We start from the raw sequence: 25,405 nt of genomic DNA on the forward strand, positions 1-25,405 counted from the left end.
ATCCGCTGCCTGTATCGGCGCTGCCACCCACGGTCCGGTCCACTGCGGCAGACTACCCGGCCGGCCGGCCGAATGCATGCGCCGGTGGTCACTGTGACAGCTGATCCGCCAACGGCGTCGTCACGCGCCGGCTGGTGCGCAGGAATCGGCCACCCAGCAGCAGGGCCGCCACCGACAGGCCGGCGATCAGTCCGATCCACATGCCCTTCGGCCCCCAGCCCAGGCCAAGGCCCAGGCCCGCGCCCAAGGTCATGCCCACGCCCCAATAGGCTGCTGCGGCCAGGAACATCGGCACCCGGGTGTCCTTGAGCCCGCGCAGCGCGCCGGCCGACAGCGCCTGGATGCCGTCGGGGAACTGGAACGCCGCAGCGTAGAGCAGCAGCGCGCCAGCCAGCGACGCGACTGCGGCATCCTGGGTATAGGCGCGGACCACGTGGTCGTGGCCCAGCAGCAGTGCGATGCCGGACAGGGTCTGGGTCGCCAGCACCAGTGCCAGCCCTGCGAATCCGGCGCGGCGCACGCCGGCGCTGCCGAGGCCGCGACCAATCGCGTTGCCCACGCGCACCGTCGTCGCCTCGGCCAGCCCGAACGGCACCATGAAGCACAGGGCGGCGACATTGATGGCGATCTGGTGCGCGGCGGCCTCGATCTCGCCAAGCCGGCCGATCAACAGCGCGGTCACCACGAACAGGCTGCCTTCCATCGTCACTGTGACCCCGATCGGCAGCCCGGTCCGCAACAACGGACCGATCGTCGACCAGCGCGGCGGATCGAACTGGGAGAACAGCGCATAGCAGGCGAAGCGCTTTGAGACCGCGAGATAGGTCGCAAAGCCCAGCGCCTGCAGCCACATCATGATCGCCGAGGCCAGGCCCAGGCCACCGGCGCCGCGTTCGGGAAACGGCCCCCAGCCGAACGCCAGTGCGTAGCCAGTCGGTACCAGCACCACCAGCCCGCCGAAGCCGAACAGCATCGTCGGCAGCGTCCAGTGGATGCCGTCGCTCAGATAACGCATGCAGAAGTACAGTGTCAGCGCCGGCACGCCCCAGCGGATGCCGTGCAGGAACGCGGTCGCGCCAGGCACGATGTCCGGCGCGATGCCGAGCGGCCCCAGCGCGTTGGCCAACAGCGTCAGCAAGACGAGCAGCAGCGCGCCCAGGCCTGCGGCCAGCCACAGGGCCTGCCGGAACAGCGGCCCGACCTCGGCATGGCGGCCTTCGCCGTCGAGCTGCGACACCGATGGCGGCACTGCCATCAAGGTGCCCATGGGCACCATCAGCGGCAGCCAGAAGATCGCCGTGCCGACCGCGACAGCGGCCAGCGTGTTGGTGCCGTGGTGGCCGGCGATGACCGAATCGACGAAGCCGATCAGGCCGGTGGCGACGTGGCCGGCGACCAGGGGCGCGGCAAGGAAGGCGGTACGGCGCACTTCGTGGCCGAAGCGCGGGAGGACGGGCGGGGAGGACATAGGACCGACTCTGGCGACTGCGGCCGCGCGTACGAAACCGATGCGTGCGCTGGCGCCGGGGCGCGCAAGCCCGCTATTTTACGGGTATCGCGCGGATCCCGGGGGAACGGCCATCGGCCGGCGGGCTGACGCGGAATCGCGGCGCGCGCCTCCCTGTCGTGCATATCGTCCGCCGCTACACAAACCGGTGCTTGCCATGTCCCATGCCGATGATCCGGCGCCCGCCGCCTGCGAGAACTGCGCGACCGCGCTGCAAGGCGCGTTCTGCCACCGCTGCGGCCAGTTCATCCACAGCCCCGTCCGCCACGCCAGCCATGCGATCGAGGAGGTGTTCGAGTCGTTCTGGCATCTCGATGGCCGCATCTTCCGGACCCTGCGCGACCTGCTGGTCCCGGGCCGCATCGCGACGCGCTACCTGGCCGGACAGCGCGTGCGCTATGTCGCGCCGATGCGGCTGTTCGTGATCCTCACGCTGCTGACGTTCTTCGTGGCCAAGTTCCTCGTCGACGGCGCGACGTTCGACATCGCAGCAGACAGTCTCGACCGCGAGACGCACGGACGCATTGCTGCGGCGACGACGGTCGCCGAGGTGGTCCAGGTCCGTGACGACGTGCTGGCCGACCTGGACGAGACCCGTCGCGTGACCGGCGCGATCCCCGGCGTCCGCCCGCAGCTCGACAGCGCCGAAGCGCTGCTCCGGCAACAGGCGCAGGCGCGCATTGATGCATTGAACGGGCGCGCGGGCGCGGGCGCTGCCCCCGCGGACAGCGCGGCCGAGGACGATGTTGGGGACCCCGGCACGACGCCTGTCGCCCGCAGGCCGGTACCGCCGACGATCGGCGGGCCGCTGGGCGAACGCATCGAACGCAACCTCGTGCGCATGCGCGACGACCCCGGTGCCTTCAGCCGTGCGCTGCTGGGGGCCGCGCCGACGACGCTGTTCATCCTGGTCCCGCTGTTCGCGCTGCTGCTCAAGCTGGCCTATCTGTTCCAGCGCCGGCTGTACCTCGAGCACGTCGTCATCGCGCTCTACAGCCACGCGGCGCTGATGCTCGGCCTGCTGCTGGTGTTCTGCTGCGCCCTCGCCAGCAGCTGGCTCGCACATGTCGGCTGGGCGGCACGTGCGCTGGGCTGGGCACAGACGCTGCTGCTGTGCGCGCTGCCGCTGTACCTGCTGGCGATGCAGAAACGCGTCTATGGCCAGTCGTGGCCCTGGACGCTGGTCAAGTTCGCGGCGATCGGCCAACTGTACGTCGTGCTGTTCATGAGCGTCGCGATTCCGATGGCTGGCTATGCGCTGTACGCGGCCTGAGTGCCGGGACGCTCAGGGCGACGCGCGAGCGCGCAACCAGGCGTCGCGTTCGGGCGCCGGCACCGCGAGCCACTGCCGCCGCAGGGCATCGCGATCCTGCGGCGGCGTGCGCTGGGCCAGCAACGCCAGATCGTCCAGCGCCTGGGGCGACGCCGCCCGCAATGCCGCGATCGCAGGCGCACGCTGGGCTTCGGGCATCGCCGCGAACAGGGGATGCAACCGTGGCCACATCGCCCCGAGGGTCGGGCCGAGCAACCACCCCCGGCGCAGGCCAAGGTCCACCTGCTCGAAGCGCACGCGCAGCGCTTGCTGCGCGTCTTCGGGCAAGCTGTCGAAGTAGGCGGCCGCCCGCTGCAGCCGTGCGCGCTCAGCGTCGGGCAGGTCGGCCGCCGCCTCGAATGCCAGGCGCCGGCGGGCGCGCTCGGCAGCGGGAAGCGCGGCCCAGGCTGCTTGCCGTGCCAATAGCGCCTCGCGCTCGGCGGCCGACATCGTGGCCAGCCGCGCGGCCCGCTCGGTCAACCGGGCCCGGTCGACGTCGGGAAGCCGGTCAAGCGGCAACGCCGGCGGCAACGCCGACACGCCGCCGGCCAGCAGCAGCAACGGCGCGCCCAGCAGACGCAACACGCGTTCACAGCTCCGCATCGCTGGTCTCCGGTTCGCCATCGTCGTCGGCCTGGACAGGCTGCAGATGCGTGTCCGCCGTGCTGTCCTGCGGAAGCTCGCGCTGCGCCGCCAACCAGGCGAAGAACGCCGGGTCCGCTTGCCAGGCAGCGCCCTCGTCCTGGGCCAGCAGCAGTTCGAAGTCCCGTTCGGTCAACAGCGCGGCCTGCGCGTCGTAGCGCGCCGCCGGGGCGCTGTCGGCCAGCGCCTCGATCCGGATCTCCTCCTCGGCCAGCCCACCGCGCCACGACCCGCTCCAAGTGGCGGCCAGCGCGAGCACCGTCGCCACGGCCACTGTGCCCATCGCCGACCACAACCAACCGGGGCGACGCCTCGAAGGCTGCGTTTCGAGCGGCGGCGCCTCGACCTCGCCGCGCGCCACCGGATGGCGCCGCAGCGTCGATGCGCGCCCGCGCAGCGCTGCCTCGCGCAGCGCGGCCAGCCGTGCCAGACGGTCGGGCGGCAGCGTCCGGATGCCGGACTGAACGTCCGCGGCCAGCGCGCGCCATGCCGCGACATCGGCATTGCCGTCTTCGCCTCGCGGCAAGGCCCGCTGCAAGCCGAGCCGATAGGTCGCCCGCGATACGCCGAGCACCGCAGCCGCCTCGTGTTCGGGCAGACCGGCCGCCAACCGCAACAGCACGACAACGCGCGGACCACTCGGCAGGCGGTCCAGCGCCGGCAATCCATCGCGCCCGCCCGCACGGGGCGCGCGCAACGCCGGCGCGGCCAGCAGCAAGGACCAGAAGCGACGCGGCCAGTCGGCGAACGGCACCGTGGTGGCGCCGCGCACGAACTCGGCCATCGTCGCGGCGACGGCCGCATCGCCGCTGTCCAGGTCGCCGCATTGCCACTGCGCGAACATCGCCGCGCGTCGCTCTACGCCACGCAGAAATGCGGCAGCGGCCGGTGGGTTGCCAGGAACGGACGACGGAGACGGACGCATCGGGAAGGACGGTTCGGGCCGGGCATCATAGCGGCCGCGCGGATGCAGGCGAATCTTGACAGGCGGGATTGCGCTTTCCACAGGCGCCGGATGCACGCCGATGTTGTGCACAGGACTCACGAACCTGTCATTTGACTGAAGTCAAGCGGCGTCCCGCGCTTGATGACCGAAATGTTTCACGGCCAAGCCATTGATTTGAAATAAGAAGTGAGATTTGGCACTTTTTTGTCCAACCGAACAGCCACCGCACTGAATCCCGGCTACGAGGGGGGTTCAATCCGTTCATGCACAGCCTTATCCACAGGCGGTGTGGATAAGCCGGATTTCTTTTCCAATCCGTCACTTGCAGCGAAAACGTGAATGTGTCCGCAACTTCGGCGCGCAAACGCCGCGACAGCGTTGCACGATCGCACTGACGCCGCGCGCCGCCGCCGCATCCCCGCAAGGTAACGTCGCGCGGCCGCCGGACCTGCCGTGGACATCGCGCAACGCCTAGACTGCGCCGGTGTCCGCCCCTGCCTGCCTCCCCACGGTGTTCCGCGTCGCGCTGCCCGTGCCGCTGCCGCGATTGTTCGACTATCGGCCACCGGTCGGTGGCGATCCCGCCACGCCCGCGCATGTCGGCCGACGCGTGCGGGTGCCGTTCGGCCCGCGCGAGCTCGTGGGTGTGGTGGCCGAGGTGGGGCCACCGGCGGGCGATGCCCCGCAACTGCGCGAGGCCTTCGCCCTGCTCGATGACGCGCCCCTGCTGGCGGGCGAGCTCGACGCATCGCTGCGCTGGCTCTCGCGTTACACCCACGCCCCGCTGGGCGAGGTGCTGGCCACCGCCCTGCCCGCGGCGCTGCGACGCGGCGACCCGCTGCCCGAGACTCATGCCTGGGCCTGGCACCTGACCGAGGCCGGCCAGACGGCGGCAGCGGGCCTGAAGCCGGGCGCCCGCCCGCGCCGATTGGCCGAGCTGCTGCAGGCCGCGCCGCGCGACGAGGACGCGCTGGACCTGCTGCTATCCGAATGGCGCAGCGCGGCCCGCACACTCGCGCAGCGGGGCCTGGTCGAGCGCATCGCCATCGCCGCGTCCAGCCTCGCACCGGCCCCGCAGGCCGGGCCCGCCCCGAACCCCGAGCAATGCGCCGCGATCGACGCGGTAACCGCCACCGATGGGTTCGCCGCGCTGCTGCTCGACGGCGTGACCGGCAGCGGCAAGACCGAGGTCTACCTGCAGGCCATCGCGCACTGCCTGGCACGCGGACGCCAGGCCTTGGTGCTGGTGCCCGAGATCGGCCTGACCCCGCAGACGCTGGCCCGCTTTCGCGCCCGCCTGGGCGTGCCGGTGCATGCGCTGCATTCGGGCCTGGGCGACAGCGAGCGCGCCCGGGTCTGGGCCGCCGCCTGGCGCGGCGAGGCGCGCGTGATCGTGGGCACCCGCTCGGCGGTATTCGTGCCTCTGCCCGAGGCTGGCCTGATCGTCGTGGACGAAGAGCACGACGGCAGTTACAAGCAGCAGGACGGCATCCGCTACCACGCCCGCGATTTCGCCCTGGTGCGCGGCAAGGCGCTCGGTGTGCCGGTGTTGCTGGGCAGCGCCACGCCGTCGCTCGAGTCGCTGCACAACGCCGTGGCCGGACGCTACCGGCACCTGCGACTGGCGCAACGCGCCGGCGGCGCGCGCCCGCCGACGGTCCGCGTGCTGGATGTCCGCAAGCGCCCGCTCGAAGCCGGCCTGTCGCCCGAACTGCTCGTCGCGATCCGCAGCGCGCTCGAGGCCGGCGGCCAGGTCCTGGTGTTCAAGAACCGCCGCGGCTACGCCCCGGTGCTGCTGTGCCACGACTGCGGCTGGAGCGCGCACTGCCCGCGCTGCAGCACCCCCGAACACGGCCATCCGATGACCGTGCACGCCGGCGGCCGCCGGCTGCAGTGTCACCATTGCGGCCACCGGCAGAGCGCACCGCCGGCCTGCCCCGACTGCGCCAGCCTGGGCCTGCAGCCGCAGGGCATCGGCACCGAACGGCTGGAGGAACTGTTGGCCGCGCGCTTTGCGGACGTGCCGGTGCTGCGCATCGACCGCGGCAGCACCCGGCGGCGCGATGCGCTCGAACGCTTGTTCGCCGAATTGGACACGCGCCCGGGCATCCTGATCGGCACGCAGATGCTCGCCAAGGGCCACGACCTGCCGAACCTGACCCTGGTCTGCGTGGTCGGGGTCGACGAAGGTCTGTTCTCGGCCGATTTCCGCGCCGGTGAGAAACTGGCGCAGTTGCTGATCCAGGTCGCCGGCCGTGCCGGCCGCGCAGACAAAGCTGGGCAGGTGCTGCTGCAGACCCACCACCCCGACCATGCGCTGTTACAGACACTGGTCCACGGCGGCTACCACGCCTTCGCCGCCGAAGAGCTCGACCAGCGCCAGGCGGCCGGCTTCCCGCCGTTCGTGCCCTTGGCGCTGCTGCGGGCCGAGTCGCCGCACGCGCAGCCGCCGATGGCCTTCCTGCAAGCGGCCCGCGCGTTGCTCGCCGCCCACATCGGCCGCGACGCGAACGGCGCACCGACGCTGTCGCTCGACGGGCCGGTCGCCGCCCCCATGCCCAGACGCGCAGGCACCTATCGCGCGCAATTGCTGCTGGCCGCCGACCACCGCGCGCGCCTGCACGGCGTACTCGAGGCGACGTTGCCGGCGATCCACGCGCTTGCCGAAGCGCGCCGGACCCGCTGGTCGCTGGATATCGACCCGGTGGATCTGTACTGAGCCTGCGCATTCGGGAGGCGCGGCGCGCCGATGCGCTCACTCAGTCCGTCGAAGTGCCTCGACGGCTGCGGCCTCTCGGCTTCGGCTTCGACTTCGGCGCCTCGCGGATCTCCACGGCCTGGCCGTCGCGTCGGACCTCGAACAGGCCGACGGCGTCGATCAACGCGCTGAGATTGCGGTAGCCATAGTTGCGCGCATCGAACGAGCCCTGGTTGCGCACATGACTGCCGACCGCGCCCAGGTGCGACCAGCCGGCATCGTCAGCGGCGGCAGCGACCGCGTTGCGCAGCAACTGCACGAGTTCGCGATCGGCCTGCAGTTCGGCCGACGTCCGCGGCTTGCCGGTGCCGGCATGGTCGGGCTCGTCGAGGGCACGCAGCTGTTCCAGGTACAGGAACGTCGAACAGGCCTTGACGAACGGCGCCGGTGTTTTCTCCTGGCCGAAGCCGTAGACCCCGTAGCCGTCGTTGCGCAGACGCATCACCAGCGGCGTGAAGTCGGCATCGCTCGACACGATCGCGAAGCCATCGAGATTGCGCGCGTACATCAGGTCCATCGCATCGATGACCATCGCCATGTCCGAGGCATTCTTGCCGGTGCTGTAGGCGAACTGCTGGATCGGACGGATCGCGTACTCGTGCAGCACCTTCTCCCATCCCGACAGATGCTGGCTTTTCCAGTTGCCGTAGGCGCGGCGGACGTTGGCCACACCGTGCCGGGCGATCTCGGCCAGGATCACATCGATCTTGGAGGCGGGGGCGTTGTCGGCATCGATCAACAGCGCGATGCGTTTCTCGTCGTCGATCCTGGGGCCGTGCATGGCCTGGCTCCTGTGGGTGCGGTGCGTGGGCGACCAGTCTGCCCGATCCGGCGCCAACGCCGCGCCATCAGGGCTCGAACAGTTCGCGTGCCATCACGATCGCGTCTTCGCGTCCGTGCTGCGCGGGGTAGTAGCGCGGGCGACGGCCGATCTCGTTGAAGCCCTCGTCGTGATAAAGCGCGATCGCATGCGGATTGGACGGGCGCACTTCCAGGAATACCCGCTGGGCGCCGTGGCGGCGCGCGGTGTCCACCAGCGCGCGGAACAGCCGCCGCCCCAGCCCGCGGCCCTGAACATGGAGATCGACGCAGACATTGAGCACGTGCGCCTCGCCGGCCGCGATGCTGAGCACGCCGTAGCCCAGGATCTCCCCGTCGGCGTGCAGCACCCAGGCCGGATAGCCCGCGCGCAGACAATCTTCGAAAATGCCGCGGGTCCACGGAAACGGGTAGGCGCGCAGTTCGACCGCCATCACCGCATCCAGGTCGTCCTCGCGCATCGGCCGCAGCGTCGCTGCGACGGCGCGCGGCCTGGGCATGTCGATCGGCGCGTCCATGTCAGCCCACGCGCGCGCGCAATCGCCGCAGGGTCGGCCACAGCGCGCGCTTGGCCTGCGCGTCGCGCAGCGCCCGCAGCTCGCCCAGGCTGCGATAGATCGCGAACGCGTCTTCGGCATCGCGACTGCGGCCAGCCGCGCGCAGCAAGGCGTCGAGCAGCGCATCGTCGGGCAGCGTCTGCCCAGGCAACTGTGCGCGGTAGCGCACATGCCCGAGTGCATCGAGCGCGGCGCACTGCAGCGCATCCCAGGTCATGGCGTCGCTCCCACGGCGCCCCGCCGCCGCAGGCACCACAGCACCGGGCCCGACAACGCGTACAACAGCGATGCGGCGAGCAACGTCTTGGGCGGATCCACCCACAGCGCGATCAGGATGCCGACCGCGACCACCAGCGCCACGAACGGCACCCGGTCCGAGCGCGGACCACGGCCGCTGCCCTTGAAGCTGGTGTAACGGATGCGGCTGACCATCAGCAGCGCCGCCACGACGGTCACCCCGAGCGCGACGAAGCGCAGGTCGTCGCCGCTGAACTCCAGCTCGTGGCAGGTCCAGACGAAACTGGCCATCAAACCGGCCGCGGCCGGGCTCGCGAGTCCGACGAAGTAGCGCTTGTCGACCGTCGCGACCTGGCTGTTGAAGCGCGCCAGTCGCAGCGCCGCGCAGGCGGCGTAGAGGAACGCGCCCAGCCAGCCGATCTTGCCCAGCGTCGGCCCGTCGAGCCGCAGCGACAACAGCGCCCAGTGGTACATCACCATTGCCGGCGCCATCCCGAAACTGATCAGATCGGCCAGCGAGTCGTACTGGACGCCGAACTCGCTCTGAGTATTGGTGAGTCGCGCGACGCGCCCATCAATGCCGTCGAGGATCGCGGCCACGAAGATCGCCAGGCACGCGGCCGTGAACCGGCCCTGGGACGCGGCGATGATCGCGAAGAAGCCGGCGAACAGTCCGCCGGTGGTGAATAGATTCGGCAGCAGGTAGATACCGCGGCCGCGGCGCGGTGTGGGGTCGATCTCGCTCATCGCACAAGTGTAGCGCCTGGACGGCCGCGGCCGTTGGCGCAACGGTTGCGTGCCAGGCTCCGGGGTGCTGGAATCGCGCCCGTCCCTGCCCGGCTCCTGGAGCCCCCGCCATGCGCCGTGCCCTCACCTTGCTCTGCCTCGTGCTGCCGATCTGCACTGCCTGGGCCGGGGATGTCTATACCTGGAAGGACGCGGCGGGCGTCACCCATTACTCCCAGACCCCGCCTCCGTCGGGCGTGCGCTACCAGCTGCGGACCGTCCGCCAGGACGCTGCCGAGACCGGGACGCGCAATCCGTCCGGCGAGACTCCCGTGGTCCCGGTGCCGACGACCACGCCAGCCCCCGATGCCGGCAGCCTCCAGGCGCAGTGCGCCCTGGCGAAAGACAGCGTCGCGGCGCTCGAAACCGACGCACCGGTCCGCCAGGCCGGCGACGACGGCCAGTTGCGCGAGCTCTCGCCTGCCGAGCGTATCGACCAGTTGGCGCTCGCCCGCGCCGCGTTGCGCGCCTACTGCCGCTGACCGCCACGAAGCCGCAGGGCCGCGTGGCACAATGCCCGGTCCGATCCCGACCCAGATGCCGCCGATGCGCCTGTCGCAGTTCCACCTCCGTACCGAAAAGGAAACCCCCGCCGACGCCGAGCTCATCAGCCACAAGCTGATGCTCAAGGCCGGCATGTTGCGCAAGCTGGGCGCGGGGATCTATCTCTGGTCGCCGCTGGGCCTGCGCGTGCTGCGCAAGGTGGAAGCGATCGTGCGCGAGGAGATGGACGCCGCCGGCGCGATCGAGTTGCTGATGCCGACCATCCAGCCGCGCGAGCTGTGGGAGGAAAGCGACCGCTGGCAGAAGTTCGGCCCGCAGTTGCTGAAGATGAAGGACCGCAAGGAGCAGGAGTACTGCTATGCGCCGACCGCCGAAGAAGTGATCACCGATTTCGCCCGCGGCGAGTTGGCCAGCTACAAGCAATTGCCGTTGAATTTCTACCAGATCCAGACGAAATTCCGCGACGAGATCCGCCCGCGTTTCGGCGTGATGCGCTCGCGCGAGTTCGTCATGAAGGATGCCTACTCGTTCGACATCGACGAGGCGGGCATGGCGGCCTCCTATCAGAAGATGCACGCCGCCTATACCCGGATATTCACACGGCTGGGCTTGGACTTTCGTGCGGTGCAGGCCGACTCGGGCGCGATCGGCGGCGACGCTTCGCAGGAATTCCATGTGCTGGCCGAATCGGGCGAGGACACGCTGGTGTTTTCCACCGCGTCCGATTATGCCGCCAACGTCGAAGCCGCCCGCGCTGCCGCGCCGGGCGCGCGGCCGGCGCCCAGCGAGACGTTGCGCCGGGTGGAGACGCCCACCCAGAAGACCTGCGAGGACGTGGCCGCACTGCTCGGTATCGCGTTGGCCCGCACCGCAAAATCGATTGCGCTGATGGCTGGCGAGCAGTTCGTGCTCGCGCTTGTACGCGGCGACCACGCCGTCAACGAGATCAAGCTCGCCAAGGTCCAGGGCCTGGCCGATTACCGGCTGGCGAGCGAGGCGGAGATCGCCGATTACCTGGGCAGCGAGCCGGGTTTCCTGGGTCCAGTCGCCCCGCGCCGACCAATCCGGGTCGTGGCCGACCTCGAAGTCGCCGCGATGGCCGACATCGTATTCGGCGCGAACGAGGCCGGCTGGCATCTTGCGGGCGTCAATTGGGGCCGCGACCTGCCCGAGCCGGACGTCGTCGCCGACATTCGCGACGTGGTTGCCGGCGACCGCGCCGAGGATGGCGGCGAGCTGCGCATGGCACGCGGCATCGAGGTAGGCCACGTTTTCCAGTTGGGCCGCAAATACGCCGAAGCGATGGATTTCAAAGTGCTCGATGCCGCCGGCAAGGCGGTGGTGCCATGCATGGGCTGTTACGGCATCGGCGTATCGCGCGTGGTGGCCGCGGCGATCGAACAGAATCACGACGACAACGGCATCATCTGGCCGGCGGCGATGGCACCGTGGCAGGTCGCGGTCTGCGTGATCAACCCCAAGAACGAAACCCACGTCGCCGAGGCGGCCGAGGCGCTGTACCGGGAACTGCTGGCGGCCGGCATCGAGACCGTGCTCGACGACCGGGGGCTGCGGCCCGGCGCGATGTTTGCCGATATCGAATTGATCGGCGTGCCGCATCGCGTGGTGGTGTCGGGCCGCGGGCTGGCCTCGGGCACCTACGAATATCGTGCGCGTACGTCAGCGGATGCAGAGAATCTCGACCGCGAATCGCTGTTCTCCAGGCTTCGCGGCTGAAGTTTCCTCGTGCCCTTCACAGGGCCGTTTAATCCCTCACCCACCCACAGTGCACTCGGCGACTACGCCGGGTGCGGCGGTGATTTGTTTCCTGGGATAATCCCGATTATGATGCCCGCCATGCCAAAGGACTGGTCACCCCCATTAACCAGCCGGAGCCGTACACATGGCGTTTGATCTCAATGCATTTTCCCCGCAGCAACTCGATGCGCTGATTGCCCAGGCCAAGGAGCGCAAGACCACGCTCAAGAAGCGCAAGCCGCTGGCCACCGTCCGCAAGAAGCTCACCGATCTGGCCGCCGCCGAGGGATACAGCGTCGCCGAGTTGTTCGGGACCGGCGGCGCCGCAGCGCCCGCCAGGGCCGGCCGCACCGGGCCTGCCAAGGGCCGCAAGCTGGGCAAGGTGCCGCCGAAGTATCGTAACCCCGCCAACAAGGCCGAGACCTGGACCGGTCGTGGCAAGCAGCCCCTGTGGCTGGCCGCCCAGATCAAGAAGGGCAAGAAGCTCGAAGAGTTCCTGATCAAGTAATCGGGGCTAATGTCGAAACGAGAAAAGGCGCCGTTGGCGCCTTTTTTCTTTTAGTTCACCCGGCCCACGCCTCGCAGCTGCGCCCATTCACATTACACGTCTCCCTCTACCAGGGCTCTCGAAACGCCGAAGCTCGACGACCGACCGCCCCGCCACGACAATCACGGGCGCACACACCGGCGCCTTCGCCACGTCCGCGCCCGACCTCACAAGTTCTTGCGCGCGGGCAGCAGCACGTTGCCGAAGATCAGGCCGGCGATCAGCGCCATCACGATATTCATCACCAACATCGCAGCCTCCTGGCCAGCGGCAACGTCCTGCTGCTGCATCAGGTTCATCAGACCACGCAGGCTGTTGCTGCCCGGCACCAGCATGATGATGCCGGGCACCCGGATCACCGCACCCGGGCGGTCAGCCCAGCGCGCATAGCCGTTGCCGGCCGCCGTGATCACCAGGGCTGCGACAAACAGACCGATCTCCGGCCCCAGCGCCGCCCCGACCCAGCGCGAGATCAGGTACCCCGAAGCCGCTGCGGCCATGACCACCAGCACGTCGCGCTTGCCTGCGCGGAACAGGATGGCGAATGCACATGCGGCAACCACCAGCGCGCCCCATTCCACCCAGTCGGGCTGCGGCCGCAGCGCGCGCACATTCGGCGAGACGCCGAGCAACTGCGCCAGCGCCAACGCGATCACCGTGCCGATGGTCAGCTTGAGCACCGTGGTGATGGCGCCGGCGAACCGCGCGGTGCCCGACACCAGATGCTGACTGGTGAGCTCATTGATCGCGTTGGTCAGTGCCATACCCGGCAGCATCACGATCAGCGAGGCGATGATGACCGTGTTGAGATTGAGCGGGGTCAGGAACGCCGACACGACGATGGCGACGAAGCCGGCGAGCATGCCGGCCAGCGCATCGCCGGCCTCCTTGAGCCGGGTCCCGTTGCGGGTCACCAGATCGAGCAGGCCGATCAGCAGGCCGATCGTGCCGGCGGTGGCAATGTCGGGCCAGGGTAGCCGCCACAGCCCGGCCACACCGGTGGCCACCAGTGCGAACCCGAGCACGTGCAGCGCTTTGCCTGCCCGGCTCGGCTGACGCTGGTCGAGCGCACGCAGCGCGGCATGCCCCTCGGCCAGGTCCATGCCACCGGCCATCACCTGCTCGGCGATCCGGTCGGTCTCGCACAGCTTGTACAGATTCACTTCGCCCGGTGGCATCCGGATCACGCGGGTGGTGTCGCTGTCGCCGGGCGGACGCAAGGGATCGCTGAACGTCAGGATCATGCCGGTAGGATTGACCCAGGGCTCGCATTCGATGCCCAGCCGCTGGGTCACCGCGATCACCGCGCCTTCCAGGCGCTGGGCGGTCGTGCCGTAGGCGTGCAGATGCTCGGCAAGCTCGACCACGAAGGCGATGCGGGCGGCGTAGCTGGCGGAGGTCAGCGAGGCGGTCGTCGTGGACATCGACACAGCATGGCATGGGCGCGCGGGCACCGCGATGCGTGATGCCCGGCGTCACATGGATTTTCGGTATTCTCATCGCTGTTTGCCCTGCCCCCGGCCACACATTCCTTAAATGACCGCCTCCTCAAACGCCACGCCCAGCGCAGACGCCGACGATGCCGGCCGGCTGCGGCTGCGCGGCGATTGGACGCTCGACCATGCGGGCGCGATCGAGCGGGTGCTGCGCGAGGCCGACGACGCCGCGGACATCGATGCGACCGGCGTGGACCGGCTCGACTCGGTCGGGGTGCTACAACTGCGGCATTACGCCAGCAAGCGACAGCTCGATTTCGCCGCATTCCAATTCCGGCAGGACCATCGCGCGCTGGTCGAAGCGATCGACGAAGTGGCCGACGACCGTCCGCCGCGCAAGCGTGAGTACGGCTTCGCCGCAGCGCTCGGCCGGCTCGGCTACACGATGCACGGCAATTGGCGCGGGATCGTGTCGCTGGTGAACTTCCTGGGCGAACTGCTGGTCAAGCTCGTCCGTCTGGCCGCCTCGCCGCGCAGGCTGCGGATCACCTCCACCGTGCATCACATGGAGCAGGTCGGGCTGGACGCGGTGCCGCTGGTGGCCTTGCTGTCGTTCATGGTCGGCGCGGTGATCGCGTTCCTGGGCGCATCGGTGCTGGCCGATTTCGGTATGACGATCTTCGTCGTCGAACTGGTGTCGATCGCGTTCTTGCGCGAGTTCGGCGTGCTGTTGACCGCGATCCTGCTCGCCGGGCGGACCGCGAGCGCGTTCACCGCGCAGATCGGTGCGATGGTCGGTCGCGAGGAGGTCGATGCGATCCGGACCCTGGGGCTGGACCCGGTCGACCTGCTGGTCATTCCGCGGGTGCTCGCTCTGATGGCGATGCTGCCGCTGCTGACCTTCATCGCGATGGTCGCGGGCCTGATCGGCGGCCTGTCGGTCGGCGCCTTCAGTCTCGATATCCCGCCGCAGGCCTACCTGTCGCGCATGCACGAACAGATGGAGCTGCGGCATTTCCTGGTCGGCATGTCCAAGGCCCCGCTGTTTGCCATCGTCATCGGCCTGATTGGCTGCTTGGAGGGCCTGCAGGTCGAAGGCACCGCGCAGTCGGTGGGCGAACGTACGACCTCCAGTGTGGTCCAGTCCATTTCGCTGGTCATCGTGCTTGATGCATTCGCCGCGATCTGGTTCATGCACATGGGGTGGTGACATCGTGATGGGTGATTCGGCAGAGCAGGCGCAGACGAGCCCGCCCGACACGCGGGACGGCAACGTTGTGCCCGATCGCCCGTCGCAGCCCGCCGATCACGACAGCGACGACGGCGACATCGCCATCCGCGTACGTGGGCTGGTCAACCGCTTCGGCGAGCAGGTCGTGCACGAGGACCTGGACCTGGACGTGCGTCGCGGCGAGATCCTGGGCGTGGTCGGCGGTTCGGGCACCGGCAAGTCGGTGCTGATGCGCGCGATCCTCGGCCTGCGCGCGCCGCAGGCGGGCAGCATCGAGGTCCTGGGCGCCGACGCGCTGTCGCGCGACCCCGAAAGCCGCAGCCATATCGAGCGCCACACCGGCGTGCTGTTTCAGGACGGCGCCCTGTTCTCGTCGCTGACCGTCGGCGAGAACGTGGAGGTGCCGTTGAAGGAACACCACGATGGCCTGCCCGACAAGCTGCGCTATGAGCTGGCGCTGCTGAAGGTCAAGCTCGCCGGCCTGCCGGCAGACGCGGTCGGCAAGCTGCCCTCCCAGCTCTCCGGCGGCATGCGCAAGCGGGCCGGCCTGGCGCGCGCACTGGCGCTCGACCCGCCGCTGCTGTTCCTCGACGAGCCCACGGCGGGCCTGGACCCGATCGGCGCGGCCGCATTCGACCGCCTGATCCGCACCCTGCAGGAAGCGCTGGGGTTGACCGTCTTTCTCATCACACACGACCTCGACACGCTCTACGCTATCTGTGACCGGATTGCCGTCCTGGCGGACAAGCGGGTCATCGCGGTCGCTCCGGTCGAGGAGATCGAACGGGTCGACCACCCATGGATTCAGGATTACTTCCACGGCCCTCGCGGCCGTGCCGCACGCGATGCCAGGGCCAACGCGCCGGGAGCCCAATAGACGACCATGGAAACCAGAGCCAACTATGTCCTGATCGGCGCGTTCACGCTCGTGGCGACGATCGCCTTGCTCGGCTTCGCGCTGTGGGCCGCCAAGTACTCGTCCGACCGAAGTTGGAACGAGTTCGACGTCGTCTTCCGCGAGCCGGTGACCGGCCTGACCGAAGGCAGCAGCGTGCAGTACAACGGCATCGCCGTCGGCACGGTCGACAACCTGCAGTTGGCGCCGGAGGACCCGCGGCAGGTCATCGCACGCCTGCGCATCCAGGCCAACGCGCCGGTGAAGACCGACACCCGGGCCCGGATGTCGATGACCAGCCTGACCGGCTCGCCGATCATTCAGCTCACCGGCGGCTCGCCGGACGCAGCGTTGCTCACAGTCTCCGATGGCGACGACGTGCCGGTGATCCAGACCGAGGCCTCGGCGTTGCAGAACATTTCCGACACCGCCAACCGGTTGGTGGAACGGCTCGACCAAGTGCTGAGCGAAGAGAACGTCGCACACATCTCGCAGACGCTGGCGAACATCGAGAGCATGACGGGCGCCGTCGCGGGCCAGCGCGAGGATCTGGGCGCGATGATCGTCAACGCCCGCCGCGCCAGCGAACAGCTCGAGCAGACCCTGACCACGACCAACCGCGCGATGACCAGCTTCGATCGCGAACTGGTGCAGAAGCTGCCCGACCTCGTCGCGCGGCTCGACAGCACCCTGACTCGGCTCGACTCCGCAGCCGGCGGCGCCGATACGATCCTCAACGAGAACCGCGCCGCGATCAGCAGCTTCGCCAACGACGGCCTGTCCCAGTTGGGTCCGACGCTGGGCGAACTGCGTTCGCTGGTCCGCGACCTGCGCCGCATCAGCGACCGTCTCGACGCCAATCCCGCGCGCTACCTGCTCGGCCGCGACGCCCCGAAGGAGTTCGACCCGGAATGAAACTCTCCTCGACCGCGACCCGCGATGTCGCACGCGCGTCGACCGGCCTGATGCTGGTCGCCTTGCTCGGCGCCTGTTCGTCGCTGCTCGGCGGCAATGCCGGCGACCGCGAGCGCTCGACGATCTACGCCCCGGATCCGCGCGTGCAGACTGTGGCGCAGTGGCCGCACGCCGACTGGCAGCTGACTCTGAGCCCGCCGACTGCCGCGCGCATGATCGACAGCTTCCGCATCGCGGTGCGGCCGACGCCCAGCGAGCTGCAGGTCTACCGCAGCGCGAGCTGGGCCAAGACCCCCACCGACATGCTGCAGGACGTGGTGCTGCGCACGCTCGAGGACTCGGGCCGGATCCCGGCCGTCGCACGCCAGGGCGCGGGCATCACCGCCGACTACAAGCTGGTCATCGACCTGCGGCGCTTCGAGGCCGATTACGCCGGCAACGTGATGCCGTCGGCGACAATCGAGGCCAATGCCAAGCTGATCCACAACATCGACCAGACCGTGGTCGACTCGCGCACATTCCTGGCCGCGATCCCCGCCAGCGGCACCGACGTCGCGCAGGTCGTCGACGCATTCGGCACCGCGTTGCAGGGCATCGGCGGCGAGATGGTCGGCTGGATCCTGACGTCGGGCAATGCCCACGAGGCCAGCCACCACAACGGCACCGTCGTCCCACCGCGCTGATCGTCGACGACCGCGCGGGTCGGCGGCCATCGGATCAGCGCAGCACGCGCCGGAACGTGAGATTGATGCGCGGCCCGACCGGCCGCGCAGTTCTGGGCAAGGCATGCCGATAGTGGGCCTGCGTGTCGCCACGCATCACCAGCAGGCTGCCGTGCGTCAGTTCCAGCGCGAACCGCGCCGGCAGTTGTCCGGATGGCACGTCGCGCGCCTTGAGCACAAAGCGGCGGGTCGCCCCCAAGCTCAGCGACGCAATCACCGGCCGCGGCCCGAGCTCGGGCTCGTCGTCGCTGTGCCAGCCCATCGCGTCGCGGCCGTCGCGGTAGAGATTGGCCAGCACACTGTCGAAGGGCGTCCCGGCGGCCTTCGCCACGCGCTCGCGCACCGCGCCGAGCGCGGCCGGCCACGGCAACGGCTCGAACCGCGCCCCCGAGTAGCGATAGGTCGCCCCCGGATCCCCGATCCAGCAGCTCAGCCGCGGCGCATCGACCTGCCGCCCGAAAATGCGCAGGCGATGCGTCGTCCACGGCAACCGGGCCTGCAGCGCCGTGAACAGCGCGTCGGCCTCGGTCGCGGGCAGCCAGTCCGGATCGAAGGCGAGGTCGGCGCCAGGAAGCGCGGAGAGTGGTCGCATTCCTGCATCATGCCGTACACGCCCGCGCATTTGCCGCTCATCGCCCGAAGCCGCGACAATCGTCGCCTCGCCCACCCTGTCCCCCATGCCCAAGTCCGACCGTCCCCATCTGCCAGCCTCGCTGAATCGGATCGATGCGCTTGCGCAGGCGATCGGCAGAGCGATCGAGGTTCGTGGCGGTGGCGTTCGCGGCGTTGTCGCCTTGGCATACCGGGCCTGGCGAATGGCCTGGGCGATCGGGCCGACCGCCCTGCTCACCCGACTACGCTTCGCAAGCACCATGCCGAGCGAAGCGGGGGTCGCGATCTGCGATCACGCGTTTCCCGCCCCGCTGCCGCTTGCGGACGTGTCCCTGCGGATCGGCGTGATGGTGCATGTTTTCTATCCGGACCTCGCGGAAGAACTTGCGATCGCGCTGCGACGGATGCCGACATCCTTCGTACTCATGGTCTCGATCACCGACGCCGACGCCGAAGACCACGTGCGCGCCGTGTTCTCGACCGTGCCGATGGCGCGCGACCTGGAGATCGTGCGGGTTCCCAATCGTGGCCGGGACATCGCCCCATTGGTAGCGGCCTTCCGTGAGCGGATCCTGGCCCTGGATCTGGTCGCTCATCTGCATACGAAAAAGTCCCTGCACTCTGGCGGCAGTCAAGCGAACTGGAGATCGTATCTGGTCGCCGCGCTCTTCGGCGACGCCGACAGGATCGCCTGGCAGCTGGGGATGTTTGCCGCGGATCCGAGACTCGGCATGATCTATCCCGAGAGCCACGCGTCGGTGCCGCTGTGGGGCCACACTTGGCTGGGAAATGTGGTACCAGCTCAAGCACTGGCGACGCGGCTTGGCATCACCGTGGCGCCCCACGCCTACATCGATATGCCGGCAGGCTCGATGTTCTGGGCGCGCGTCGACGCAATCCGCCCGCTGCTTGAACTCGGCCTGCGCGTCGAGGACTTCCCCGAGGAACGCGGGCAACTCGACGGCACCCTTCAGCACGCCATCGAACGGTTGTTCGTCGCGGTGGTCCGCGCCTCCGGCCATCACGTAGGCATCTTGCCTCGCAGCGGCGCGCTGGCACTGTCGCTCGAAGGCGAGCGAAACTGGACGACCTACCTGCAAGCATCGGTGCGCGAGCGCATCCAAGCGTCTGCATTTGATGCGTCGCTCGTTTCTGTCGACATATTCGACACATTGGTACAACGTCCATTCCTGACGCCCGCCGGGGCGCGACGCTACCTGGACCGTCTGGCGCAGCGGACGCTGGGCGTCATCGACTTCATGGCGCTGCGCGAGCGCGCCGAAGCCCGCGCACGCCACGCCGCTCGACGCGATCCCCGCTTGGACGAGATCTATGCCGCCTTGTCGGCGCTCGACCCGCTCGCTCCGGTGGCCGCCCTTCAGGCATTGGAGATCGAAACCGAGCGTCGGCTGCTGACCGCCCGCACTGCGACCGTCGACGCTGTCGACACGCTGCACCGCCAAGGCAAGCGGGTGATCGCGCTGTCGGACATGTACCTGGATACAGCCACTCTGCAGCAGGTGCTGCCTGAGGAGGTCGCTCGGTTGCCCGATACCTGGCGGGTCTCGTGCGAAACCGGGGCACGCAAGGATGACGGCAGCGCGTGGACGACGCTCGCTGCCGAAGGCGCCAGTGTCGCGAACTGGTTGCATATTGGCGACAACGAGCATTCGGATGTCCAGCAACCGCATTGGCAGGGCCTGCTGACCCCGGTCCACGTCCTGCGCCCCGGCGCCCTGCTGGACGTGATCCCCGGCTTGCGCCCGCTGCGCGCGCCGGCGTCGGCGTCATGGGGAGAGCAACTCCGACTCGGGTTGATCGCCAACCATGTCTCGGCGCACGTAGATATCGATCCAAAGGCCTACCTGGGCGGGGTCGCCCTTGCCCCCCGGGCACTCGGGTTCGTTGCCATCGGACCGCTGATACTCGACTACCTGACATGGTTGCTGCGGTCCGCACGCGAGCGGGGGACGTCGCATCTGCTGTTCCTGAGCCGCGAGGGGTACCTGTTGGCGCAGGCCTACACGCACCTGGCCGCTGCGTGGCCCGGCACCGCGCCACAAGGCCACTACTTTCTCGCCTCCCGGCAGGCGACCGGCATCGCGGCGCTGCGATCGATAGACGATCTCCAAGCGGTACTGGGCGGCACTTTCAACGGCACGCTTTCGGCCCTGGTCGAGGCGCGCCTTGGCACGGCGGCCGCCGAACGGCTTCGCACCCACGTCCCTGCGTCGCTCTGGAATGGCGAGCTGTTTCTTCCGGAGATGAGCAGCGACGCAGTGGACATGCTCGCGCCAGCGCTCGATGGGCTGCTCTCGCTGGCAGCGGAGCAGCGCGCGAGCTACCGGCGTTACACACGCGGCCTGCTCGGCAATGGCGACGACGGCAGCCTCATGGTGGCGGACCTGGGCTACGCCGGCACGATCCAGCGCCATCTGGGGCGCGTACTGGAAAGGCCAATCGATGGCGCCTACTTCGCGCTCGATGCACGCGCGTCCTCGGTCCTGGCAGGCGTCGGCGACGCTATCGCGCGCTACCACGATGCACGCGAAGGCGAAGCGGACTCGCTGATCCTGAAACATGACCTGCTGCTGGAAAGCCTGCTCACCGCGCCGTACGCGCAATTCACCGGCTTTTCCCCCGGCACCGACGTCATGCCCCAGCCGCTCTACGCGACGGCCGCACCGCCCGCTTCGCAGTGGTCGATCGTGGCCGAGGTCCATGCCGGTGCGCTGGCTTTCGTCGAGACCGCGCTGGCTGCGGCCGGCCCTCTCGTCGACGAACTGGCGTTCGATCCGGAGGCCGTACAGATCCCGCTCGACTGCGTTGGGCGAGGACGCTGGCAGGCCCCCTGGCTCGCCAGCCTGACCGTCGATGACGCCTTCACCGGCCGGGGCGCCGTACCCGCCGGATGAACTGGCGCCTCAATCGACGGTGGCGAACGCGACGCCGGTCTTGGCTTCGAGCGACTGCGCGTCCACGCCGTCGGCCATCTCGACCAAGACCAACCCATCGGGCGTGACGTCGAACACCGCCAGGTCGGTGATGATGCGATCGACCACGCCAACACCGGTCAGCGGCAGCGTGCATTCGGGCAGGATCTTGTGGCCCCCGTCCTTGGCGACGTGCTCCATCAGCACGACCACGCGCTTGACGCCGGCGACCAGATCCATCGCGCCGCCCATGCCCTTGACCATCTTGCCGGGCACCATCCAGTTGGCGAGGTCGCCGCGATCGGTGACCTGCATCGCGCCGAGGATCGCAAGGTCGATGTGACCGCCGCGGATCATCGCGAACGAGTCGTGGCTGCCGAAGTAACTGGCGCCCGGGCGTGCAGTCACGGTCTGCTTGCCGGCGTTGATCAGGTCGGCGTCCAGTTCGTCTTCGGTCGGAAATGGGCCGATGCCCAGCAGCCCGTTCTCGGACTGCAACCAGACGTCGACACCGTCGGGAATGTGGTTGGCCACCAGCGTCGGCAGGCCGATACCGAGATTGACGTAGGCGCCGTCGGTGAGCTCACGGGCGGCGCGCGCCGCCATCTGGTCGCGGGTCCAGGCCATCTCAGTTCCCCTCCTGCCGTACGGTGCGTTGCTCGATGCGCTTCTCCGAGGTCGCGTTGACGACGATACGGTCGACGTAGATCCCCGGCAGGTGCACTTGGTCGGGATCGATATCGCCGGTCTCGACCAGTTCCTCAACCTCGGCCACGCAGACCTTGCCGGCCATCGCACAGGCCGGATTGAAATTGCGCGCGGTCTTGCGAAACACGAGATTGCCGGCCTTGTCGGCCTTCCACGCCTTGACCAGCGCCACGTCGGCAACCAGTGCGGTCTCGAGCACATAGTGGCGGCCGTCGAACTCGCGCGTTTCCTTGCCCTCGGCGACGATGGTGCCGTAGCCGGTGGCGGTGAAGAACGCCGGGATACCGGCGCCGCCGGCACGAAGGCGCTCGGCCAGCGTGCCCTGCGGGTTGAACTCCAGCTCCAGTTCGCCGCCCAGATACTGGCGCTCGAACTCCTTATTCTCCCCGACGTAGGACGAAATCATCTTGCGGATCTGCCGGGTCTGCAGCAGCTGTCCCAAGCCGAAGCCGTCGACGCCGGCGTTGTTGGAGATCGCCGTCAGCCCGGTCACGCCCGAGTCACGCAGGGCGGCGATCAGCGCCTCGGGGATGCCGCACAGGCCGAAGCCGCCGACCGCGAGGGTCTGCCCGTCGGCGACGACGCCGGCCAGCGCCGACGCCGCATCGGGGTACAGCTTGCCGCGGCGGGGCGCGGCGGAACTCTGCTCGCTCATCTCGATCCTCGTGGCGCAACTCGTCCCATTCTAGCCGGCAGCGCGCCTTGCCGCCGGTCAGTCGACGCGCGCGATAGAATCGGCGTTCCCCCCTTTCCCCATGGATGCGCCATGCCCCTGCCCGCTTTCAAGGCCTACGACTTGCGCGGTCGCGTGCCCGACGAACTCAACCCGGCGCTGGCCCGCGACATCGGCGTTGCGCTGGCCGCCCAGCTCGATCCGGGGGCCGTGGTGCTGGGCCGCGACGTGCGCCTGACCAGCCCGGCGTTGCAGACCGCGCTGTCGGAAGGGCTGCGCAGCCAGGGCCGCGAGGTGGTGGATATCGGCGTGGGCGGGACCGAGGAGGTCTACTTTCAGGTCGACCGACTCGGTGCGGCCGGTGGGGTCATGGTGACCGCCAGCCATAACCCGATGGACTACAACGGGATGAAATTGGTCCGGCAGCAGGCGCGGCCGATCAGTTCCGATACTGGCTTGTTCGCGATCAGCGACGCGGTGGAGGCGGGCAACCTGCCGCCGCCGGTGGCCGATCCGGGCAGCGAACGCACCTACACGGACAAGTCCGAATACATCGCGCATCTGCTCGGTTACGTCGATGCGGCCGCGCTGCGCCCCCTCAAGCTGGTGGTCAATGCGGGCAATGGCGGCGCCGGTGCGATCGTGGACCTGCTCGCCCCGCACCTGCCGTTCGAGTTCGTGCGCGTCTTCCACGAAGCCGATGGCCGCTTCCCCAACGGCATCCCGAACCCGCTGCTGCCCGAGAACCGCCAAGCGACCGCCGATGCGGTACGCGCGCACAGCGCGGACTTTGGCATCGCCTGGGACGGCGACTTCGACCGCTGCTTCTTTTTCGACGAGAGCGGCACGTTCATCGAAGGCTATTACCTGGTCGGGTTGCTGGCACAGGCGATCCTGGCCAAACAGCCAGGCGGCAAGGTCGTGCACGACCCGCGCCTGGTCTGGAACACCGTCGAACAGGTCGAGGCCGCCGGCGGCGTCCCGGTGCTGTGCAAGAGCGGGCATGCCTTCATCAAGGAGAAGATGCGCGCCGAAGATGCGGTCTACGGCGGCGAGATGAGTGCCCACCATTACTTCCGCGAGTTCGCCTACGCCGACTCGGGCATGATCCCGTGGCTGCTGATCGCCGAACTGGTCTCCAAGAGCGGCCGCACGCTCGGTGATCTCGTCGCCGCGCGTGTGGCGAAGTTTCCCTGCAGCGGCGAGATCAACTTCCGCGTCGCCGATGCCAAGGCCGCCGTCGAGCGCGTGATGGCGCACTACGCCGCGCAGTCGCCGGCGCTCGACCACACTGACGGCATCAGCGCCGACTTCGGCAACTGGCGCTTCAATCTGCGCAGTTCCAATACCGAACCCCTGCTGCGGCTCAATGTCGAGACCCGCGGCGACCGCGCATTGCTCGAGGCGCGGACGCGGGAACTCTCGCAACTGCTGTCTCCAAACGTCTGAGGATCGAGATGACCGCGATCATTCCGGTACTCCTATCCGGCGGGTCCGGCACACGGCTGTGGCCGCTGTCGCGCGAGATGTATCCCAAGCAGTTCTTGCCGCTGGTGGGCGAACACACGATGTTGCAGGCGACATGGCAACGGGTCGCCCCGCTTGCAGGGGAACAGAGGCCGCTGATCGTCGCCAATGAAGAGCATCGCTTCATCGTCGCCGAGCAGCTCCAGCAGGTCGATGCCCGCCCGGACACGATCCTGCTCGAACCTGTGGGCCGTAACACGGCGCCCGCCATCGCCGTGGCAGCGCTCGAGGCGGCGCACGCCACGCCCGATGCCGTGTTGCTGGTGCTGCCATCGGATCACGTGATCCAACGTCCGGACGCATTCCTCGCAGCGGTCCGCACCGCGCTGCCGGCCGCAGCGTCCGGTAAGCTCGTCACCTTCGGCGTGGTGCCCCATACCCCCGAGACCGGCTACGGCTACATCAAGGCCGGGACAAGTGAGGATGCGGTCCTTCCAGTCGAATGCTTCATCGAGAAGCCGGACCTGACAACGGCCCAACACTATGTGGCCTCGGGACAGTATTACTGGAACAGCGGCATGTTCCTGTTCCGCGCGGACCGCTATCTGGAGGAACTCGGACGGCACGCACCCGACATTCTGTCGGCGGTACGCACTGCGTGGGAACGCGCGCGCAAGGATGCGGACTTCACCCGTCTCGATCCCGACGCGTTCGCCGCCAGCCCATCCGATTCGATTGATTACGCGGTCATGGAAAAGACCGACGCCGCAGTGGTCATGCCGCTCGACGCCGGATGGAGCGATGTCGGCTCATGGGCGTCCCTGCGCGAGGTCAGTCCCCAGGACGCAGACGGCAATGCGCACCACGGCGATGTCGTGGCGATCGACTGCCGCAATACCTACGCACACGGCAGCCGCCTGATCGCGATGATTGGCCTGGAGGACACGATCGTCGTCGAGACCGATGACGCGATCCTCGTCGGGCGCAGCGACCGCATCCAGCAGGTCAAGGACGTCGTCGCCGAACTCAAGGCGCGCAAACTGCCGCAGGCGAGCTGGCACCGCAAGGTCTACCGGCCGTGGGGCGCCTACGACTCCATCGACAACGGCGCGCGCTTCCAGGTCAAACGCATCACCGTCAAGCCCGGCGCGACGCTGAGTCTGCAGATGCACCACCACCGCGCCGAGCACTGGATCGTCGTCAGCGGCACCGCTGAGGTCACGCGCGGCGACGATGTGCTGCTGCTGAGCGAGAACCAGAGCACCTACATTCCGCTCGGCGTGACCCACCGTCTGCGCAACCCAGGCAAGCTGCCGCTGGAGCTGATCGAGGTGCAGTCGGGCAGCTATCTGGGCGAAGACGACATCGTGCGCTTCGAGGACACCTACGGCCGCGCTTGAGTCGGCCCCGTCGCTCGGCCTGCAGGACGGCGCCTTCGGG

23 protein-coding genes are annotated in these 25,405 nt (G+C 68.8%); 12 read left to right on the forward strand and 11 right to left on the reverse strand.

The window, feature by feature from the left end:
- Positions 1-88 precede the first annotated feature (88 nt).
- Positions 89-1,468 carry an MATE family efflux transporter gene (locus tag MNO14_RS13065; protein ID WP_241944152.1) on the reverse strand — a complete coding sequence of 460 codons (1,380 nt, stop codon included), beginning with the start codon at positions 1,466-1,468 and terminating at the stop codon, positions 89-91.
- Between the two features lie 196 nt (positions 1,469-1,664).
- Between MNO14_RS13065 and MNO14_RS13070 the strand changes: the two genes are divergently transcribed.
- The gene (locus MNO14_RS13070; RefSeq protein ID WP_241944153.1) at positions 1,665-2,780 is read left to right on the forward strand and encodes a DUF3667 domain-containing protein; all 1,116 of its coding nucleotides are present in this window, start codon (positions 1,665-1,667) and stop codon (positions 2,778-2,780) included.
- Between the two features lie 12 nt (positions 2,781-2,792).
- Here MNO14_RS13070 and MNO14_RS13075 read toward each other — a convergent pair whose 3' ends face one another.
- Together MNO14_RS13075 and MNO14_RS13080 are read right to left on the reverse strand one after the other, a co-directional pair.
- Positions 2,793-3,422, reverse strand: a complete 630-nt coding sequence (locus MNO14_RS13075) for a DUF3106 domain-containing protein (protein ID WP_241944154.1) — start codon at positions 3,420-3,422, stop codon at positions 2,793-2,795.
- Positions 3,409-4,305: a sigma-70 region 4 domain-containing protein gene (locus MNO14_RS13080; protein WP_241944155.1), complete on the reverse strand. Its 897-nt coding sequence runs from the start codon at positions 4,303-4,305 to the stop codon at positions 3,409-3,411. Before MNO14_RS13080 ends, MNO14_RS13075 begins: the two co-directional genes overlap by 14 nt.
- A 586-nt stretch (positions 4,306-4,891) precedes the next feature.
- On the opposite strand from MNO14_RS13080, the gene MNO14_RS13085 reads away from it, so the two are divergent.
- Complete coding sequence (locus tag MNO14_RS13085; protein ID WP_241944156.1) at positions 4,892-7,126, forward strand: primosomal protein N'; 2,235 nt, start codon at positions 4,892-4,894, stop codon at positions 7,124-7,126.
- Between the two features lie 40 nt (positions 7,127-7,166).
- Here MNO14_RS13085 and MNO14_RS13090 read toward each other — a convergent pair whose 3' ends face one another.
- The 4 genes from MNO14_RS13090 to pssA form a co-directional block, all read right to left on the reverse strand.
- Entirely contained in the window at positions 7,167-7,946 is a 780-nt protein-coding gene (locus tag MNO14_RS13090; RefSeq protein ID WP_343226396.1) for an NYN domain-containing protein, read from the reverse strand.
- 67 nt (positions 7,947-8,013) lie between these two features.
- Positions 8,014-8,502, reverse strand: a complete 489-nt coding sequence (gene rimI / locus MNO14_RS13095) for a ribosomal protein S18-alanine N-acetyltransferase (RefSeq protein WP_241944157.1) — start codon at positions 8,500-8,502, stop codon at positions 8,014-8,016.
- A gap of 1 nt (position 8,503) precedes the next feature.
- Positions 8,504-8,758, reverse strand: coding sequence for a hypothetical protein (locus MNO14_RS13100; protein WP_241944158.1), 255 nt, complete (start codon positions 8,756-8,758; stop codon positions 8,504-8,506).
- Positions 8,755-9,525 carry a CDP-diacylglycerol--serine O-phosphatidyltransferase gene (gene pssA / locus MNO14_RS13105; protein ID WP_241944159.1) on the reverse strand — a complete coding sequence of 257 codons (771 nt, stop codon included), beginning with the start codon at positions 9,523-9,525 and terminating at the stop codon, positions 8,755-8,757. The genes MNO14_RS13100 and pssA overlap by 4 nt, the downstream gene beginning before the upstream one ends.
- 110 nt (positions 9,526-9,635) lie before the next feature.
- Between pssA and MNO14_RS13110 the strand changes: the two genes are divergently transcribed.
- The 3 genes from MNO14_RS13110 (at position 9,636) to MNO14_RS13120 (ending at position 12,334) form a co-directional block, all read left to right on the forward strand.
- A complete protein-coding gene (locus tag MNO14_RS13110) occupies positions 9,636-10,046 on the forward strand; it encodes a DUF4124 domain-containing protein (protein ID WP_241944160.1) in 411 nt (136 codons plus the stop codon).
- A gap of 64 nt (positions 10,047-10,110) precedes the next feature.
- On the forward strand, positions 10,111-11,805 hold the full coding sequence (locus tag MNO14_RS13115) for a proline--tRNA ligase (RefSeq protein WP_241946343.1): 1,695 nt from the start codon (positions 10,111-10,113) through the stop codon (positions 11,803-11,805).
- A 166-nt stretch (positions 11,806-11,971) separates the two neighbouring features.
- Positions 11,972-12,334 (forward strand): H-NS histone family protein, encoded by a 363-nt coding sequence (locus tag MNO14_RS13120; RefSeq protein ID WP_241944161.1) that lies wholly within the window; start codon positions 11,972-11,974, stop codon positions 12,332-12,334.
- A gap of 206 nt (positions 12,335-12,540) precedes the next feature.
- Here the strand turns inward: MNO14_RS13120 and MNO14_RS13125 are convergent, their stop codons facing one another.
- The gene (locus MNO14_RS13125) at positions 12,541-13,797 is read right to left on the reverse strand and encodes a threonine/serine exporter family protein (RefSeq protein ID WP_241944162.1); all 1,257 of its coding nucleotides are present in this window, start codon (positions 13,795-13,797) and stop codon (positions 12,541-12,543) included.
- Positions 13,798-13,909: 112 nt separating this feature from the next.
- On the opposite strand from MNO14_RS13125, the gene MNO14_RS13130 reads away from it, so the two are divergent.
- The 4 genes from MNO14_RS13130 to MNO14_RS13145 are packed head-to-tail and all read left to right on the forward strand — an operon-like array spanning position 13,910 to position 17,533.
- Positions 13,910-15,019 (forward strand): ABC transporter permease, encoded by a 1,110-nt coding sequence (locus MNO14_RS13130; protein WP_241944163.1) that lies wholly within the window; start codon positions 13,910-13,912, stop codon positions 15,017-15,019.
- Between the two features lie 7 nt (positions 15,020-15,026).
- Positions 15,027-15,917: an ABC transporter ATP-binding protein gene (locus tag MNO14_RS13135; protein WP_241944164.1), complete on the forward strand. Its 891-nt coding sequence runs from the start codon at positions 15,027-15,029 to the stop codon at positions 15,915-15,917.
- 6 nt (positions 15,918-15,923) lie between these two features.
- Complete coding sequence (locus MNO14_RS13140) at positions 15,924-16,850, forward strand: MlaD family protein (protein WP_241944165.1); 927 nt, start codon at positions 15,924-15,926, stop codon at positions 16,848-16,850.
- Positions 16,847-17,533 (forward strand): ABC-type transport auxiliary lipoprotein family protein, encoded by a 687-nt coding sequence (locus tag MNO14_RS13145; RefSeq protein ID WP_241944166.1) that lies wholly within the window; start codon positions 16,847-16,849, stop codon positions 17,531-17,533. The genes MNO14_RS13140 and MNO14_RS13145 overlap by 4 nt, the downstream gene beginning before the upstream one ends.
- A 34-nt stretch (positions 17,534-17,567) precedes the next feature.
- Here MNO14_RS13145 and MNO14_RS13150 read toward each other — a convergent pair whose 3' ends face one another.
- On the reverse strand, positions 17,568-18,164 hold the full coding sequence (locus MNO14_RS13150) for an alpha-ketoglutarate-dependent dioxygenase AlkB (RefSeq protein WP_241944167.1): 597 nt from the start codon (positions 18,162-18,164) through the stop codon (positions 17,568-17,570).
- 85 nt (positions 18,165-18,249) lie between these two features.
- Between MNO14_RS13150 and MNO14_RS13155 the strand changes: the two genes are divergently transcribed.
- Complete coding sequence (locus tag MNO14_RS13155) at positions 18,250-21,099, forward strand: rhamnan synthesis F family protein (RefSeq protein ID WP_241944168.1); 2,850 nt, start codon at positions 18,250-18,252, stop codon at positions 21,097-21,099.
- 9 nt (positions 21,100-21,108) lie between these two features.
- Here the strand turns inward: MNO14_RS13155 and MNO14_RS13160 are convergent, their stop codons facing one another.
- Entirely contained in the window at positions 21,109-21,744 is a 636-nt protein-coding gene (locus MNO14_RS13160) for a CoA transferase subunit B (RefSeq protein ID WP_241944169.1), read from the reverse strand.
- 1 nt (position 21,745) lies between these two features.
- Positions 21,746-22,480, reverse strand: coding sequence for a CoA transferase subunit A (locus MNO14_RS13165; protein WP_241944170.1), 735 nt, complete (start codon positions 22,478-22,480; stop codon positions 21,746-21,748).
- A 111-nt stretch (positions 22,481-22,591) separates the two neighbouring features.
- Between MNO14_RS13165 and MNO14_RS13170 the strand changes: the two genes are divergently transcribed.
- Together MNO14_RS13170 and MNO14_RS13175 are read left to right on the forward strand one after the other, a co-directional pair.
- Positions 22,592-23,947 carry a phosphomannomutase gene (locus MNO14_RS13170; RefSeq protein WP_241944171.1) on the forward strand — a complete coding sequence of 452 codons (1,356 nt, stop codon included), beginning with the start codon at positions 22,592-22,594 and terminating at the stop codon, positions 23,945-23,947.
- A gap of 8 nt (positions 23,948-23,955) precedes the next feature.
- Positions 23,956-25,365, forward strand: coding sequence for a mannose-1-phosphate guanylyltransferase/mannose-6-phosphate isomerase (locus tag MNO14_RS13175; protein WP_241944172.1), 1,410 nt, complete (start codon positions 23,956-23,958; stop codon positions 25,363-25,365).
- The last annotated feature ends 40 nt before the right edge of the window (positions 25,366-25,405 follow it).

Source organism: Luteimonas sp. S4-F44 (genome assembly GCF_022637415.1).
Lineage (GTDB): Bacteria > Pseudomonadota > Gammaproteobacteria > Xanthomonadales > Xanthomonadaceae > Luteimonas.

Excerpts from the sequence above, each read along its gene's own strand:
- MNO14_RS13065 (WP_241944152.1), bottom strand. The coding sequence starts at position 1,468 with ATGTCCTCCCCGCCCGTCCTCCCGCGCTTCGGCCACGAAGTGCGCCGT.
- MNO14_RS13070 (WP_241944153.1), top strand. The coding sequence starts at position 1,665 with ATGTCCCATGCCGATGATCCGGCGCCCGCCGCCTGCGAGAACTGCGCG.
- MNO14_RS13075 (WP_241944154.1), bottom strand. The coding sequence starts at position 3,422 with ATGCGGAGCTGTGAACGCGTGTTGCGTCTGCTGGGCGCGCCGTTGCTG.
- MNO14_RS13080 (WP_241944155.1), bottom strand. The coding sequence starts at position 4,305 with ATGTTCGCGCAGTGGCAATGCGGCGACCTGGACAGCGGCGATGCGGCC.
- MNO14_RS13090 (WP_343226396.1), bottom strand. The coding sequence starts at position 7,946 with ATGCACGGCCCCAGGATCGACGACGAGAAACGCATCGCGCTGTTGATC.
- rimI (WP_241944157.1), bottom strand. The coding sequence starts at position 8,502 with ATGGACGCGCCGATCGACATGCCCAGGCCGCGCGCCGTCGCAGCGACG.
- MNO14_RS13100 (WP_241944158.1), bottom strand. The coding sequence starts at position 8,758 with ATGACCTGGGATGCGCTGCAGTGCGCCGCGCTCGATGCACTCGGGCAT.
- pssA (WP_241944159.1), bottom strand. The coding sequence starts at position 9,525 with ATGAGCGAGATCGACCCCACACCGCGCCGCGGCCGCGGTATCTACCTG.
- MNO14_RS13110 (WP_241944160.1), top strand. The coding sequence starts at position 9,636 with ATGCGCCGTGCCCTCACCTTGCTCTGCCTCGTGCTGCCGATCTGCACT.
- MNO14_RS13115 (WP_241946343.1), top strand. The coding sequence starts at position 10,111 with ATGCGCCTGTCGCAGTTCCACCTCCGTACCGAAAAGGAAACCCCCGCC.
- MNO14_RS13120 (WP_241944161.1), top strand. The coding sequence starts at position 11,972 with ATGGCGTTTGATCTCAATGCATTTTCCCCGCAGCAACTCGATGCGCTG.
- MNO14_RS13125 (WP_241944162.1), bottom strand. The coding sequence starts at position 13,797 with ATGTCCACGACGACCGCCTCGCTGACCTCCGCCAGCTACGCCGCCCGC.
- MNO14_RS13130 (WP_241944163.1), top strand. The coding sequence starts at position 13,910 with ATGACCGCCTCCTCAAACGCCACGCCCAGCGCAGACGCCGACGATGCC.
- MNO14_RS13135 (WP_241944164.1), top strand. The coding sequence starts at position 15,027 with ATGGGTGATTCGGCAGAGCAGGCGCAGACGAGCCCGCCCGACACGCGG.
- MNO14_RS13140 (WP_241944165.1), top strand. The coding sequence starts at position 15,924 with ATGGAAACCAGAGCCAACTATGTCCTGATCGGCGCGTTCACGCTCGTG.
- MNO14_RS13145 (WP_241944166.1), top strand. The coding sequence starts at position 16,847 with ATGAAACTCTCCTCGACCGCGACCCGCGATGTCGCACGCGCGTCGACC.
- MNO14_RS13150 (WP_241944167.1), bottom strand. The coding sequence starts at position 18,164 with ATGCGACCACTCTCCGCGCTTCCTGGCGCCGACCTCGCCTTCGATCCG.
- MNO14_RS13155 (WP_241944168.1), top strand. The coding sequence starts at position 18,250 with ATGCCCAAGTCCGACCGTCCCCATCTGCCAGCCTCGCTGAATCGGATC.
- MNO14_RS13160 (WP_241944169.1), bottom strand. The coding sequence starts at position 21,744 with ATGGCCTGGACCCGCGACCAGATGGCGGCGCGCGCCGCCCGTGAGCTC.
- MNO14_RS13165 (WP_241944170.1), bottom strand. The coding sequence starts at position 22,480 with ATGAGCGAGCAGAGTTCCGCCGCGCCCCGCCGCGGCAAGCTGTACCCC.
- MNO14_RS13170 (WP_241944171.1), top strand. The coding sequence starts at position 22,592 with ATGCCCCTGCCCGCTTTCAAGGCCTACGACTTGCGCGGTCGCGTGCCC.
- MNO14_RS13175 (WP_241944172.1), top strand. The coding sequence starts at position 23,956 with ATGACCGCGATCATTCCGGTACTCCTATCCGGCGGGTCCGGCACACGG.